10 protein-coding genes and 2 pseudogenes are annotated in these 13,998 nt (G+C 61.4%); 4 read left to right on the top strand and 8 right to left on the bottom strand.

Annotated features, from left to right (window positions below):
* Positions 1-49: 49 nt before the first annotated feature.
* The 5 genes from LPA45_RS20175 to LPA45_RS20155 all read right to left on the bottom strand — a co-directional run bounded on the left by LPA45_RS20175 (position 50) and on the right by LPA45_RS20155 (position 5,974).
* A complete protein-coding gene (locus tag LPA45_RS20175; protein WP_062799395.1) occupies positions 50-1,123 on the bottom strand; it encodes a porin in 1,074 nt (357 codons plus the stop codon).
* 917 nt (positions 1,124-2,040) lie between these two features.
* Positions 2,041-2,325, bottom strand: a complete 285-nt coding sequence (gene copK, locus LPA45_RS20170) for a periplasmic Cu(I)/Cu(II)-binding protein CopK (RefSeq protein ID WP_053821780.1) — start codon at positions 2,323-2,325, stop codon at positions 2,041-2,043.
* 88 nt (positions 2,326-2,413) lie between these two features.
* Positions 2,414-2,800, bottom strand: coding sequence for a hypothetical protein (locus LPA45_RS20165; protein ID WP_116322066.1), 387 nt, complete (start codon positions 2,798-2,800; stop codon positions 2,414-2,416).
* A 238-nt stretch (positions 2,801-3,038) separates the two neighbouring features.
* Positions 3,039-4,031: a copper resistance protein B gene (locus LPA45_RS20160; protein WP_233528293.1), complete on the bottom strand. Its 993-nt coding sequence runs from the start codon at positions 4,029-4,031 to the stop codon at positions 3,039-3,041.
* The gene (locus tag LPA45_RS20155) at positions 4,028-5,974 is read right to left on the bottom strand and encodes a copper resistance system multicopper oxidase (protein ID WP_116322067.1); all 1,947 of its coding nucleotides are present in this window, start codon (positions 5,972-5,974) and stop codon (positions 4,028-4,030) included. The genes LPA45_RS20160 and LPA45_RS20155 overlap by 4 nt, the downstream gene beginning before the upstream one ends.
* Before the next feature lie 369 nt (positions 5,975-6,343).
* Between LPA45_RS20155 and LPA45_RS20150 the strand changes: the two genes are divergently transcribed.
* From LPA45_RS20150 to LPA45_RS20135, 4 genes are all read left to right on the top strand, one after another.
* The gene (locus LPA45_RS20150) at positions 6,344-6,565 is read left to right on the top strand and encodes a four-helix bundle copper-binding protein (protein ID WP_259394605.1); all 222 of its coding nucleotides are present in this window, start codon (positions 6,344-6,346) and stop codon (positions 6,563-6,565) included.
* A gap of 300 nt (positions 6,566-6,865) precedes the next feature.
* Complete coding sequence (locus LPA45_RS20145) at positions 6,866-8,593, top strand: glycoside hydrolase family 15 protein (RefSeq protein ID WP_116322068.1); 1,728 nt, start codon at positions 6,866-6,868, stop codon at positions 8,591-8,593.
* Positions 8,594-9,589, top strand: coding sequence for an SDR family oxidoreductase (locus LPA45_RS20140; protein ID WP_116322069.1), 996 nt, complete (start codon positions 8,594-8,596; stop codon positions 9,587-9,589).
* 21 nt (positions 9,590-9,610) lie between these two features.
* Positions 9,611-12,178 (top strand): vitamin K epoxide reductase family protein, encoded by a 2,568-nt coding sequence (locus LPA45_RS20135; protein ID WP_116322070.1) that lies wholly within the window; start codon positions 9,611-9,613, stop codon positions 12,176-12,178.
* A 705-nt stretch (positions 12,179-12,883) separates the two neighbouring features.
* Here the strand turns inward: LPA45_RS20135 and LPA45_RS20130 are convergent.
* The 3 genes and pseudogenes from LPA45_RS20130 to LPA45_RS20120 form a co-directional block, all read right to left on the bottom strand.
* A complete protein-coding gene (locus LPA45_RS20130) occupies positions 12,884-13,117 on the bottom strand; it encodes a hypothetical protein (RefSeq protein ID WP_306437367.1) in 234 nt (77 codons plus the stop codon).
* Positions 13,118-13,288: 171 nt separating this feature from the next.
* Positions 13,289-13,510 (bottom strand): annotated as a pseudogene (locus tag LPA45_RS20125) (IS630 family transposase); the annotation flags it as partial.
* A pseudogene (locus LPA45_RS20120) lies at positions 13,510-13,926 on the bottom strand (MFS transporter); the annotation flags it as partial. The pseudogenes LPA45_RS20120 and LPA45_RS20125, both read right to left, overlap by 1 nt.
* Positions 13,927-13,998: the final 72 nt, after the last annotated feature.

Here is a 13,998-nt window from a genome sequence, read left to right as displayed (position 1 = left end):
AACGTCCCCTATTTGTGTGCCGGATCAACAGGTATTCAGGCGGCTTTGCTTAAAACTTATGGCGTAGACCCAGCACGACACCGGTCTGGTTGTCGCCCGGCACGACATTGACCGGCGCGCCACTGCTGGCGTTAAAGCCGTTCAAGCCCAACTGTGAGCCACCTTTGTTACGGACATAGCCGACATTGAAGTACATGTCGGTGCGTTTGGAAAACGCGTAATCGGTCGAGGCCACGAACATCAGCGGATCGGCGCCGGAACCCCGCACATCGGTATAGTACGCTGCGCCGGTGAGCGACAGCGCCGAGGTCAGCTGATAACGCAGGCCTGCCCAATACAAGTTGGAGCGCATTGCGCTTACCGCGCTCGAGATATTTCCGTTGAGCCAACGATAACCGGCATACAGCTTTGCTGGTCCGATCCCATAGCTGATCCCCACTAACGCGCGCCGGTCCTTTTGCCCCTGCGATGCAACGGTTGACCCCTGGTACTCGTCGTACAGGGCGCCCAGGGAAAGCGGTCCAGTCGAATACACCAGACCCGCACTCATCTCCCGGTCCACCTTCGGCTCGCCGGGGACTTCGCCGCCGCCAGTGCGGCCGAAGCTGTACAGTGCCATGGCGGTCACGCCGCCAAACGTGCCCTTGTACTTGACGGAATTGTCCGCGCGACCGGCAATGGTATCGTCGCTCTTGAAAAGCGAGTATCGCGGCGCGAAACCCATGGGATCAAACTGAATGGCGGTGTCGTATAGCACCGTGGTCTGGCGACCAAGGGTCAACTGACCATATGGGCTGGACAGCCCGACCAGCGCGCCCCGGTCAAACAACCGGCCGGCGCTACTCGACTGCGCGGTATCAAGGGCGAAGCCGCTCTCCAGTTCGAACACCGCTTTGAGGCCACCGCCGAGATCTTCCGTACCCCGCAAGCCCCAACGCGAGGTCGACATATTGCCGGCCGACATGCGCACCTGGTTGGTGCCGCCGCTCGACGATGGCACATTCGATAAATATTCGATGCCGACATCGGCGACGCCGTATAGCGTAACACTCGTCTGCGCATAAGCCCCCAATGACAGCAACCCCAGCAGCATGCCAGCGGCGGTCATCTTTCTTCTTTTCATAGCGTCTCCAGTTCGCCACGTTATTGGTATTCGATAGGCACTGAAGTCTAGTGAGACCAAGCTTACTGCGACATTGCAAGCCGGTTACATTGTTGGGGCGGATGCAACTTGTGCAGCGCGCAGCGGTCGCCCCTTCCCACGGAATTAGCAGGCATGCGCTCGCGCTGGGCTAATGGGAAGTAGACGACAGGGGAGTGCGCGACGGCGGGATGATGTCTTGTCATGTTCTCGTAATCTCTGTGACAGACCGGCCGCCCTAGAATCAATGGCGTTGCCGCCTTGGGTCAACAGGAGCGCCCCGTTCTTTCAGGTGCCAGGTGGCATGCCGCGTCATGATGCTGGCCGTCAGATCCCACGAAGACAGCCTGCGTCCAGTTCTTTTTTAGGGAGACTTCGATTGAATCTGATCCGAACCGGCTTATCGGCGTTGCTTGTTAGTCTTAGCGCTTCTGCGTTGGCGCACGCCCCCATTTTGGATCTCGATCGGGGCCCTGCCGCTTTCGTGCCCGGTGGCCTGGCCGAGCCGCGCCCTACGGAGTGGCTGATCGACGTCGGGGCGCGGGTCGACGCGACCTGGCGCCGAACACTTGGTGCGGGGGAGGGGTGTGTGCTGGTTCTGGACAATCCCCGCAACGAGCCAGCCGAGGTCACCGTAGTGATTTCCCAGGATGACGCCGGACACGCGATGCCCGGAACGCGCCCGGTATCGCTGCGCATCCCTGCTCATGGTCGCCATGCCCTGACACTGCAGGCCTCTCGGTCGCTTAGCGTGTCCGTATACGCTGAGAAATAATGCAGCGCCCGCTCATCGCTCGGGCCGCGTGGGTGACGCTGAGCATGGCAAGCGGCCCCGACGGGCTCCGAGCAAGGGCACTGCACGGCGCCCGCTTGCTCAGAGCCCGTGTCAGGTCGCCCGCTTAGCCGCCTTCGCGGTGACCTTTGATGAGGGCGTCGTCCAGACGGAACACCTCATTGCCCTTCATCAGGATCTTGCTACCGTCTTTGGTCTCCATGACCTTGCCTTCTGGCATGCTGACGGACTTGCCGTACTTGTTCTCCATGCCCATCTTGCCGTCTTTGAAAACGTGGACTTTTGATCCGTCTTTGAGCTCATAGGTCTTCACGACCGTGCTCAAATCGGTCGCGGCGGCAGTAAGCGATACCGCGGCAATCAGGCTTGCAACGACAAGTTTGCTTTTCATCTTCAAGATCTCCTTTGGCTCGGTGGCACAGGTTGAGACTGCGTTGGCACACGCGGAAAGCGCGTACCGAAAAGGGGGAACGTCTAGACTATTGCGGTGGCGCCGGTCGGGGCTGGCCGCAGTCACGGTTTTGTCGCTTCGCCTCTCGCGACGGCTTAGATTTGGCAGTATTCGATGGCGCCGCGGCGCCGTTGCCGTGCTTGAATAAGCGGTGCCGGGGGTTCACGGCAAGCGCATACTGCGGGGTTTCCTTGTCCCGCTGCGCTGTACAGTCCAGCGACCTGCTTTCCCATTCATGGTCCACGGCAGGCCACATCGCGGGCGCGGCAGGAGCCGGCACGCCACCGCACTGCAGCCACCAGTTACTGCTGAGCTCTTGCCTGGGCTCCCAGCCGATTTGAATGGCGCCAATCGCACCGGGCGCGATGCCCATTGCCGCGCCACCGAGCAGGACCAGCAGCTTTCCGACTTTCATGGGTCCTTTCCTGAGTTGGCCGGCGACGTGTGCCACGCGCGCCAGCATGGCACGCGGAGAGGACGCAGACTAACGCCCCATCAAACGGGGCCCCCCTATGGCTGCTTGCACGTGCGTCATAATGACCATTCTATTTTCCCGCGCGCGGCCTTCGCAGGCGTGATACGAAATGTAATCGCACAGTAAGTTGGCGGTTAACCAGCAGCGGGCTTGAACCTGGCCGGCGTCTCAAATGGGTTCAGAACCAGATTCGCACGCCGGCAACGATTTGCTTGTCGGTGGTCCGCTCTCCGGCAGCACGCGCAAAATCCGCGGTATTGCCCAGCTTCTTGCCCCACACCACGCCTAGGTAGGGGGCGAACTGGCGACGGATCTCGTATCGCAGTCGCAAGCCAAGCTTGAACTCGGACACGCCGCTGCCAATGCCTCGCGCCTCATCTGCCTTGCTATAGGCGTTCGCCTCGAACTCCGGCGTCAACAGCAGACGTTGGGTGAAGCGAATATCGTAGGTAGCCCGCACTCGGGCGGCAGCGCGTCCCGACGACCCCAGATAAGCCGTGGCTTCGATATCAAACCAATAAGGCGCCAGGCCTTGCACGCCAAAGGCGCCCCAGGTCCGCGGCGGCCCATTGCCGAAATCCTGGCGCACGCCCAGTTGCCAATCCCAGAACGGCGCAAAGGCGTGTCCCCACAGTGCCTCAGCTCTGGCATCCTCTGTGTTGCCATACAGACGCGTGCCTTCCGACTTGACCCATAACCGGTTCAGATCCCGTCCTACCCAGGCGAGCATGTCCCAGGCCAGTCCAGAGCCGCCGGGTGCCTTGACGTACTCGAGGCGATCGAATAGCACCTGATAGTAGACATCGTTATCGGCCATCGTATCCCCAGGCATGGGAATGCCTCGGTTCGGATCTGCCATCGGCACCGGGGCCTCCTTCACCTGGATGATCGCATTCGCGCCGCCGGGCACTGAGGCAGATTCTGTCGGACTGACTGCGGGATGGCTTGGCGCTGGCTTCCCGGCTGGAGCTGCGGTCTTTGGTGGCATCGGGGCATCGTGCGCCATGCCCGGCATCGGCGTATCGTGTGTCATACCTGGCATCGGCGCCATCGTCTGCGCCGCCACGCTGTGGCACTGCACGCTGGCCAAGAGAGCCAGGCTTGCGAGAAGGATGAGACGGTGGTTGGGCACGTCAATCTCCCTGGCGTTGGCGCGGTTCAACCCGCTCATGCGACCACGACCTTGCGGAACATGCCGGCTTCCATGTGGTAAAGCAAGTGACAATGAAAGGCCCATTGTCCCGGCGCATCGGCCGTCACCAGGAAGCTGACTTGTTTGGACGGCTGGACGTTGATCGTGTGCTTTCTGACCAGCGCCTGGCCTTCGTGATTTTCCAGCTCGCTGAACATCCCGTGCAGGTGCATCGGGTGGTTCATCATGGTGTCGTTGATCAGCGTGATGCGCAGGCGCTCCCCGTAGTAGAGCCGGATCGGTTCGGCTTGGGAAAACTTCTTGCCGTCGAGGCCCCAGATGAAACGGCGCATATTGCCGGTCAAGTGCAGTTCCAACTCCCGGCTGGGCGGGCGCTTGTCGATCACCGGGCCGAGCGTTTTAAGGTCCGCGTAGGTCAACACTCGCCTGCCGTTGTTGCGCAGTCTTGGCCCCGGATCCGACAGCGAGCGGGAAGGGTTCATCGAGCGCATGTCGACCTGTGGCCCCATGCCAGGCATATTGCCCATCTTGCCCATGTCATGCCCCATCTCGCCACCGGTTTTTTGCATCCCCGGCTTCGCGTCGGACTTGCCGTGGTCCATGCCGGCCATTCCGGCATGGGCGTCCTTCGCTGGCCCGGACATGGTCGACATGTCATGCCCCCCCATGCCCCCCATGCCCCCCATGGCGCCCATGCCCGCCTCCGGCGTCATTGGTTGCATCGTGGGTGCGCCACCCATGGACTCCATCCCCATGCGATCCATGGCCATGGATGGTTTCTGATCCATCTTCATGGCCCCCATTTCCATGCTGCCCATATCCATGTCCGCCATGTCGCCCATGCCCATATCGGCCATGGTGAGCCAGGTCTTCGGATCGAGCTTGGGCACGTCGGCTTCCATCCCGACTTCCGGTGCGAGTGTCGCCCTGGCGTAGCCGCTGCGATCGATCGACTGAGCAAAGATGGTGTGCGCCTTATCGTCCGGCATCTGCACCACTACGTCATAAGTCTCGGCGACGGCAATGCGGATTTCATCCACCGGTACCGGTTCGACATCCTGCCCATCAGCCGATACCACCGTCATCTTCACGCCGGGAATTCGGACGTCAAAGTTGCTGGTCGCCGAGCCGTTGATAAAGCGCAACCGCACGCGCTCCCCGGCTTTAGCGATCGCTGTCCAATTTTTATCCGCGGGCGTGCCGTTGATCAGGTAGGTAAAAGTGGCTCCCGAAACATCGGCCAAATCGGTCGGATTCATTCGCATCTGGTTCCACATCGCGCGCTTAGCCAAGGCCTCGGACAGCCCCATTTCGGACACATCTCGGGCAAAGTCGCCCACCGTCGGCATCTGAAAGTTATAGACGTCGCTCATCTTCTTGAGCTTCGCGAACACCATTTCCGGGTTTTCATCCGTCCATTCGCTGAGCATCACGACATAGTCGCGATCGACCTTGATCGGGTCTGGATGCATTGGCTCGATGACCAGCGGTCCATACAAGCCGGTCTGCTCCTGAAAACGGGTATGCGCGTGGTACCAATAGGTGCCGGCTTGCCGCACTTGAAAGCGATACACGAACGTCTCGCCCGGCCCGATGCCGGGAAAGGAGATACCCGGCACGCCGTCCATCTGAAACGGCAGCAAGATGCCGTGCCAGTGAATTGATGTTTGGGTATCGAGCAAGTTGGTCACGCGCAGCGTGACCTCGGTGCCTTGCTTCCAATGCAGAATCGGCGCGGGGATGGAGCCGTTCACACTGGTGGTAGGCCGGATACGGCCGGTAAACGACATGGGCGTCGCGCCAATGGCCAGCTCAAACGTGGTCCCTGTCAGCACGACCGGATGGCCTTGGCTCTTCAAGGCCCAAGCGGTGCGTGGATACGCGCCCAGGCTCGCCAAGCCGCCTCCGGCGATCAGGCTTCCCAGCAGTCGGCGGCGGCCCAGTGAGACGGGGCGAAGCATGGCATCGCTAGGGCGTTCGAACACGTTGTCTCCTCGCGCAATGGTGAAACGTCCACTTAGCATAGTGCGCGCCACGTCGAAGCAAAAGCTCCTTTAGCGTCATCAGCCTGGACAAAACATGTGCTGTCACCGGTTGCGTCATCGTCGCGTAATGCTCCTGTAAGGTAGCCGCTCCCAGGCTGTCGTCTGCTTCCTGTGGCGCGCGAATTGCTCTCAATTTGGCGGCGTCTCGCACGCTGGTCGAATTTCTTTAGGAGCTTTGCCATGCCACATGAAAACTATCTATCTTGTATTGAAGCCTGTCACGCCTGCACAGTCGCCTGTCATCACTGTGCGGCGTCTTGTCTGCGTGAGCCAGAGGTTGAGGCCATGAAACGCTGCATCGCACTCGACCTGGACTGTGCCGAAACATGTGCCTATGCCGCGGCGATGATGGCGCGCGATAGCCAGTACGCGCGCGCGATTTGCGCGCTGTGCGCGAAGGTCTGTGAAGAGTGTGGGACGGAGTGCGCCAAGCACGAGGCGCAGCATTGCCAAGAGTGCGCACGTGCCTGTCAGGAGTGCGCGCAGGTCTGTCGCGCCATGGCGTAGATCCAGGTAGCCCAACGACTCGATCTTGGACGGCAACGCGCGGCTCGGCGGTGAAGCCATGGCACGCCGCGAACTTGAGCCGTGTAACGGCAGGCATAGCGCGTTGTAGTTCTTTCCCGCGCTAGCGCCAGATGTAAGCCAGGATCCCGACCTCGGCAATGCGTGTTGCCAGCGTGGCGAGGGTCAAGGAGACGGAGTGTTCACCAACCCCAGGTATCCGCCCATTGCCGACTATGCCGTCATTGGCAACACGCATAGCGTGGCGTTGGTGAGCACGTCGGGGTCCATCGACTGGGCTGTATGCCGCACTTTGACGCCGGCGCCGTATTTTGCAGATTGCTCGATGCTAACCGTGGAGGCTACTTTCAAATCCGGCCGACGGGTCGTGCGATCAGTTCGCGCAATTACCGGGTCCCAGGGGGCGTACTGGAAACCATGTTTGAAGCCAGCGGCGGGATCCTTCGCCTGACCGACTTCATGCATAGCGAGCGGCTCGCACGCAGTCGGCTGGACCATGACTCACCCGAGTGCCATCGGCTGTTGCGGCGCATTGAGGCGATCGTTGGCGAGGTGAGGGTGGAACTTGTGTTCAGTCCGAGCTTTGACTATGCGCGCAAGCCCCACCAATGGGAAGTCGGTTCGCATGGCGTGACCGCTGTATGCGAACACCAACGTCTCAGCCTGGTATGTTCGCCGCCGCTGCCGCTGCCGCTGCCGCTGCCGCTGGCGACCGAAGCGCACCGCGCCAAAGGTGTGGCCATCGTGCGGCCCGGCGCGCCGCTGTGGGCGATTGCGTCCTTCCAACAAGACGGGCCGGACCGCCCTGTGCACGACCCCCAGGCGGTCCTTGATGAGACCCTACGACATTGGGGCGAGTGGCAGCAGCAATGCACCTATCGCGGTCCCTTCGAACGAGAAGTGCGCACCAGCGCCTGTGTTCTCAAGTTGCTGACGTTTGGCCCGACCGGAGCACTGGTGGCGGCGCCAACCACCTCGCTGCCGGAGTGGATCGGTAGCAGCCGCAATTGGGACTATCGGTTTTGTTGGCTGCGCGACTCGGCCATGGTGCTGCGCGCGTTGATGGCGCTGGGCCATCACGAGGCCGCAATGGACTTCTTTCGTTGGATCGAGCGATTTTGCGATCTCGAACGACTGCAGATCATGTACCGGATCGATGGCAGCCCGAACCTGCCTGAGCAGGAGCTTCGCCATCTTGACGGGTACCGTGCGTCCCGTCCGGTGCGTATCGGCAATGCGGCGGCGGAACAGGTGCAACTGGATGTCTATGGGCATGTCCTCGACGCGGCCTGGGTGTGCCAACAGGGCATGCCAATGACACTGTCCGCCCCAATGCGGCGCGTGCTCGCCCGGCTAGCCGACGCCGCCGCGGCGCGCTGGCGTGAGCCGGACCAAGGATTCTGGGAGACGCGCGGGGTGCCCCAGCATTTCGTATCATCCAAGCTGATGTGCTGGGTGGCGTTGGACCGTGCCATTGCGCTGGCACAGGCTGGGCAACTCGACGGAAACGTTGCTGTCTGGAAGCTCGAACGGGACGCGCTGCGTCGCGTCATCGAGGGGCAGGGGTTTCACCACGGGACTGACGCGTTCACGCAAAGTTTCGGATCGCCAGCTTTGGATGCGAGCGCGCTACTGATCCCGCTGACCGGCTTTCTCCCCGCGACTGACGCGCGCGTGAAAGCAACCGTGGCCCGTATTCAGCGGGATCTCACCAAGGATTCGCTGGTCTATCGGTACCGCATCCACGATGGCGTGCCAGGAGAAGAGGCGACCCTCGCCATCTGCAGCTTCTGGCTGGTACAAGTCCTGGCCCGACAAGGCCGGGCCAAGGAGGCGATCAAACTCTTTCGGCACATCTGCTCGTTTGCCAGCGATCTCGGCTTATTCGCGGAAGAGATCGACCCGGATAGCAAGGCGCTGCTGGGCAACTATCCGCAAGGCTATACCCATCTGGCACTGATCCAGGCTGCGCTGGACATTCAGCAAGCGCAGCAACGCGGGGAGGCCTGAATGCATCCGCCCAACATTGTTGTCGTCACCGGTGGCACCGCAGGCGTGGGGCTCGCTGCCGTGCGGGCCTTTGCGCAGCGCGGGGACTGGATCGCGATCCTGGCAAGAGAGCCGGATCGCCTGGCCCGGGTCTGTAGCGAATTGCGCGACCTGGGGATCCTGGCGCTGGGCATCCCCGTCGATGTCGCCGATGCCCAGCAGGTGGAGGCAGCAGCGTCGCGCATTGAGCTCGAACTGGGACTGATCACGATTTGGGTGAACAATGTCTCTACGACCGTGTTTGCGCCGGTCGCCGAAACAACGGCGGCCGAGTATCGCCGCGTCACGGAAGTGGTCTATCTGGGCGCGGTGCATGGCACGTTGGCCGCGCTGAAACGCATGTCGGCGCGCAATCATGGCTGTATTGTGCAGACCGGCTCGGCGCTGGCCTATCGGTCCATCCCGCTACAGTCAGCATACTGTGGGGCGAAGGCGGCGATCCGTGGCTTTACCGATTCCCTGCGTTCGGAACTCGTTCACGATCATTCGTCGGTGAGACTGACGATGGTGCATTTATCGGCGTTCAATACGCCGCAATTCGATTGGTGCCGCAGCAAGTTGCCACGCCGTGCCCAACCAGTGCCGCCAATATTCCAGCCGGAAATCGCCGGCGAGGCCATTGTCTGGGCAGCCACGCACGGCCCTCGCGAGGTATGGGTGGGCTGGCCAGCCGCCAAAACCATTCTGTCCAGTCGATTTTTCCCAGGCCTGGGTGATCGTGTGGCGGCCAGACAGGCGTATGAGGCACAGCAGACCCAGGAACCCGCCCACCCCGATCGGCCCGATAACCTGTTTGTACCGGTCGTGGGCTTGTTTGCAGCACATGGCCGCTTTGACAATCAAGCGAAGTCAACCAGTGCGCAGTGGTGGATCTGCGTGCATCGCTGGCAAGTGTCCGCAGCGATCGGTGTGGCCGCCGTGGCTGGCCTGCTCGGTCTCTTCATGATAGTCAGATAGCACCCCGGCAAGGAGTCGGCGTTGGCACATAGCACGGACACGATTGTGGTAGTGGGGGCAGGATCGCTGCTCGGCCGCGCCGTAGTGGCGCGCCTGTTGGAGCAATACCGTGTGGTCGCGCTCGATGGCGAAGACCTTGCCGCAGCGTTCCCCAGTGCGCTAGCGCTTCGCATCGACGCGACACGTGAAAAAGATATGGCGCAGGCATTCGATGCGGTGATAGCCGGTCACGGCGAGCTTATAACGTCGGTCGTCTATGTGGTCAGCGAGATGGAAGACGCGCCCAATGCGGACGGCAGCGTGCAGCGGATCGCGGCGGAACTCGACCTTGTCGGCAACCTGCAACGCATCATTGTTGAATTGCAGCGGTGCGCGGTGGGTCAATTCGTGCTGGCCGGCACCTTGCTAGTCCATGCCCCGTCGCAACCCGGCAATCCGATCAATGAAGCCTCGCCCATCGATCCCAAATCGCCATTGCGGGCGATGATGATCAGGGCGGAGCACCTGCTCCAGCACGAACTCGGCGCCGTACCGCGGTTGATGCTGCGGCTCGCGCCGCTCTACGACGATCTCGGTCATAACGCTTTCCTGGTGCAGCAGATCGCGGCAAGCTACGAGTCCAGCCTTGTCGCCCGGGCCGACACACGTCCGGACACCGCCCATGTGTTCCTGCACGTCGATGACGCGGCAGCGGCGGTCGCGCACGCTGTCGCAGCGCGCGGCCAGTTGCCTTGCAAGTTGTCGTTAGTGCTTGCCGAGGAGGAGGCAGTGACACCAAGGCAACTGCGGGCGGCAATTTTGCACGCACTGGATGGCCCGGGCGAAGCGATGCGGCCGCAGGCCGGCGTCGGGGCGCGCCTTTACTCACGCTGCCAGCATGCGCGAAATGTCGGTGACGCCTCTGACCCGGAACTGCGATGGCTGGCAAGCGATCATTATGAAGTGGACAGCGCCAGCGCGCGCGAGAGGCTAAATTGGCGGCCTGAGCGCCGAATTCTAGAAACGATGCCTCGCATCATCGCGGCGCTGAAGCAGGACCCGGTCAGTTGGTATCGCGCTAACCGGCTAAACACGGCCATCATCGCCGACCATCACCCCGTGGTGCGACACGGCAGCGTGACCGTCAAGGGCGCGCCGGAAATCAGCGGCTCCGCCGCTAAGCACGAGCACGAGCACGAGCACGAGCAGCATATGCGCGACGCCCATTACAGCCTGTTATGGGCGCATTATCTCAACATCTTGCTTGGTGCCTGGTTACTCACAAGCCCTTTTGTCTTGGGCGCCTTTGATACTCGGGAGTTTGGCACGCTGGTAATGCAAGTGACCGCAGAACGCGGTCTTGCGCCCCCTGCGTTGCGCATGACGTGGCTGGGCTGGAGCGACATGGCCAGCGGCAGCCTGATCATGGGCTTCGCCACATTGTCTCTTTCGCGTCGCTTTTCATGGGCGCAGTGGGGCAACGCCTGTGTCGGGCTCTGGTTGCTGTTCGCGCCACTGGTGTTCTGGGCGCCGTCCTCGGCCGTCTACAACAACGATGTGATCGTCGGCGGCTTCCTCATCGCCTTTGCCATCCTCGTACCCATGATGCCAGGCATGAGCATGGCGTCGATGAAGGACCAGTCCGATCTGCCGGTCGGGTGGACGTACTCGCCGTCCACCTATTTGCAGCGGCTGCCCATTATCGGGCTGGCCCTGTTCGGGTTCCTGATCGCACGCCAGCTCACGGCGTATCAACTCGGCCATGCGGCGGCGGTTTGGGAGCCGTTCTTTTCTCCTGACGCGCAAAAAAACGGGACGGAAACCATTATTACCTCCGCCGTGTCCCGGTCCTGGCCGATTCCGGACGGTGGCCTTGGCGCGGTCAGTTATCTGCTGGAGGTGTTGATGGGCGCGATGGGTGGGCGCCAGCGTTGGCGCACCATGCCTTGGATGGTGGCGGCATTTGGGATCGTCGTCGTGCCCCTTGGCGTGGTGAGCATCTATTTCATCATTATCCAGCCAATCGTGATCGGGACCTGGTGCACGTTGTGCCTGATCGCTGCGGGCGCAATGACGCTGATGATCCCTTATACGTTGGATGAACTGGTTGCAATGGGTCAGTTTCTGGGACAAGCGCATCGGCGCGGCGAGCCGGTACTTCGCCTCTTCTTCGTGGGCGGCGCCTCGCCAGGAAGCCAGCGCGACCGGCGTCCCGGTTTCGATAGCGCATTGTCCGACGCGATGGCGTCGGCGTTGCGTGGTGTGCAATGGCCCTGGACACTGGTTGCGTGTGTCGGAGTTGGCATCGCGCTGATGTTCACGCGCCTGTTGTTTGGCACCATTCCGCCGTTAGCGGACAGCGATCATTTGATCGGTGCGCTCGTAATTGTTGTCGCTGTGGCCGCGCTCGCAGAGGTAGCAAGGTTACTGCGCTGGATCAATGTCGGCTTTGGCGCTTGGTTGGTCATCGCACCGTGGGTGCTCAGCGGCGGAAATTCCGCGGCGGCGGCATTTGGGGCCGTCGCAGGGCTTGCGTTGATCGGATTGAGCCTGCCGCGCGGCTGGCGCAGCCGGGAGCACTATGGTAGCTGGGATCGGCTCATTCGGTAGCGGAATGCGGCGAACTGGCGGCGGAGTCGCCGCCAGTTTGACCGTCGGCCAGCGTGCCTTTGTTATCGGACCTCGCCTTCATGCATCATGCCTAACAATCATCTAGCCATCATTAACCTCTCCCGCCTTGACATCCTGATTGCGTCGCTTCAGGCAAACGCCGCCTTGCAACGTCGCCGACTTGTGCGCAGTCGGCCAGCAGCAGCGAAGGACGGCCGGGCGCAAAACTTGCTGGAAGTACAACTCGCAGCGCTCACCGCCCTACGGGCGATACGCTTTAATCTAGTCGAGTCGGCGCCAGCGCCACGCAATGTTGATGGCGCCGCAATATTTGATCAGGCCGCACGGCGGCAGTCTTTGCCCTTCGGAGCACTATGCCCAGTGGTCGCCGCTGTGGCGAATTGCGCCTGACGGGGCGTTCTTATCCCTTTATCAGTAACGAATCCAGCCAGCTTTGAATGCAAGAGCTGCGCCGACGCTTTGTCAGCGTACCGTGGCGGCCGGCAGCGGATGACAAGCCTTGTTCCGCAGGGCCCGCCCCGCGGGACAGCTTACGCTTGCACGATGGCCAGTCGACGGCAGCGGTTGGCATCGTGCAACAACGAACAAAATGGGCACCCCCGCCTGCTTCAGATAGGCGTTTTTGCCATCCCGTCGAAGCAAATGCAGTCGTCGGAGGGGACGGCCCCACGAGAAACTGCCCGGTTACAGCGGAGCCCCATCGGAAGACGACATATATCTTCCAGCGTTCGCGCCATCGGTGTATGGGTCGAACTTGCCCGCTCTGGCGTCATCGGTATATGAATCGAATTTGCCTGTCTTCGCGCCATCGGTGTACGGCCCAAACTTGCCGGCCGAGGCCATGGCCGGCACTGTGGAAAGCACACCTGCAACGGCAACAATGGTGGCAATGACAGCGCAACGTTGGATCATCGTCATGATCGTCTCCCCCAACTCTACACGCGGCTTCTTCAGCCTTGTAAACCACTCTAGCCGGTCATGACTCACGCAAGCATGATGCTCGCGTTACGAATCTGTCACGTTACGCGCTGCGCGAAGCGGAATTCAACAATCCGCCTTCGCGCAGCCCGCCTTCACGTTCAGGGTCAACTAGTCCGCTGAACCAGAAGATTCGCACCGGATGCGGCGCGTCGGATCGGAGTACTTCCATTTCAGCGGGGCGGCCAGCTTGTTGTATTGACGGATCCAGCGCTTGAGCTTTTTATCGAGGTCCTTCGTACTGGTGAACACGCCACACGTGATGACGTCGCGCTGGATACGGGCAAACCAGTTCTCGGCCTGATTCAGCCACGATGAGTACGTGGGGGTGTGCTCATTGCCAGCACGAGGTGGGCCAGAATCAGAATCACAAGACCCCATGCCAGCAGCGTGGTATGACGCAGGCGATCGGAGAGCTTGCCAAACGGATAGGCCGACAACGAATATACGACGTTCATCTCGACCAACACCAGCGGCGCCAAGTACGGAGGCAGGCCGACCTGCTGGGCACGCAGGACCAGAACGCCTCGCTGAAGCGAGCAAGCGTAAACAGCGCCCCAATCGCGATGACTTGCCACTATGAGCCGAGACGGACAAGGTTTGCCCACTTGATCGGATTGGTTCGCTTGGCGCCGACATGAGGCTCGGGTTCTCGCACCCCCACCCATCAGCAGCAGCACGGAGAGAATGCCCGGGATGACCGCCACCCAGAAGACGGCGCGGAAATCGTTCGCCCACAGAATCATCAGCACCAGATCGCCGAAGGGATCTGGCTTAACGTGATGCGAGGGGATGCGGTCACGGCGATTCCTTTGAGGCCA

The organism is Cupriavidus sp. Agwp_2, from assembly GCF_040784895.1.
In the GTDB taxonomy this organism is placed as follows: Bacteria; Pseudomonadota; Gammaproteobacteria; order Burkholderiales; family Burkholderiaceae; genus Cupriavidus.
The sequence above is the reverse complement of the archived record's forward strand: the minus strand, read 5'-3'. Positions and strand labels throughout refer to the sequence as shown.

What these genes read in the sequence shown, in the direction of transcription:
- LPA45_RS20140 (WP_116322069.1), top strand. Translation starts at nt 8,594, where the DNA reads ATGCATCCGCCCAACATTGTTGTCGTCACCGGTGGCACCGCAGGCGTG.
- LPA45_RS20160 (WP_233528293.1), bottom strand. Translation starts at nt 4,031, where the DNA reads ATGAGCGGGTTGAACCGCGCCAACGCCAGGGAGATTGACGTGCCCAAC.
- LPA45_RS20130 (WP_306437367.1), bottom strand. Translation starts at nt 13,117, where the DNA reads ATGACGATGATCCAACGTTGCGCTGTCATTGCCACCATTGTTGCCGTT.
- LPA45_RS20150 (WP_259394605.1), top strand. Translation starts at nt 6,344, where the DNA reads ATGAAACGCTGCATCGCACTCGACCTGGACTGTGCCGAAACATGTGCC.
- copK (WP_053821780.1), bottom strand. Translation starts at nt 2,325, where the DNA reads ATGAAAAGCAAACTTGTCGTTGCAAGCCTGATTGCCGCGGTATCGCTT.
- LPA45_RS20175 (WP_062799395.1), bottom strand. Translation starts at nt 1,123, where the DNA reads ATGAAAAGAAGAAAGATGACCGCCGCTGGCATGCTGCTGGGGTTGCTG.
- LPA45_RS20155 (WP_116322067.1), bottom strand. Translation starts at nt 5,974, where the DNA reads ATGCTTCGCCCCGTCTCACTGGGCCGCCGCCGACTGCTGGGAAGCCTG.
- LPA45_RS20145 (WP_116322068.1), top strand. Translation starts at nt 6,866, where the DNA reads ATGCCGCACTTTGACGCCGGCGCCGTATTTTGCAGATTGCTCGATGCT.
- LPA45_RS20165 (WP_116322066.1), bottom strand. Translation starts at nt 2,800, where the DNA reads ATGAAAGTCGGAAAGCTGCTGGTCCTGCTCGGTGGCGCGGCAATGGGC.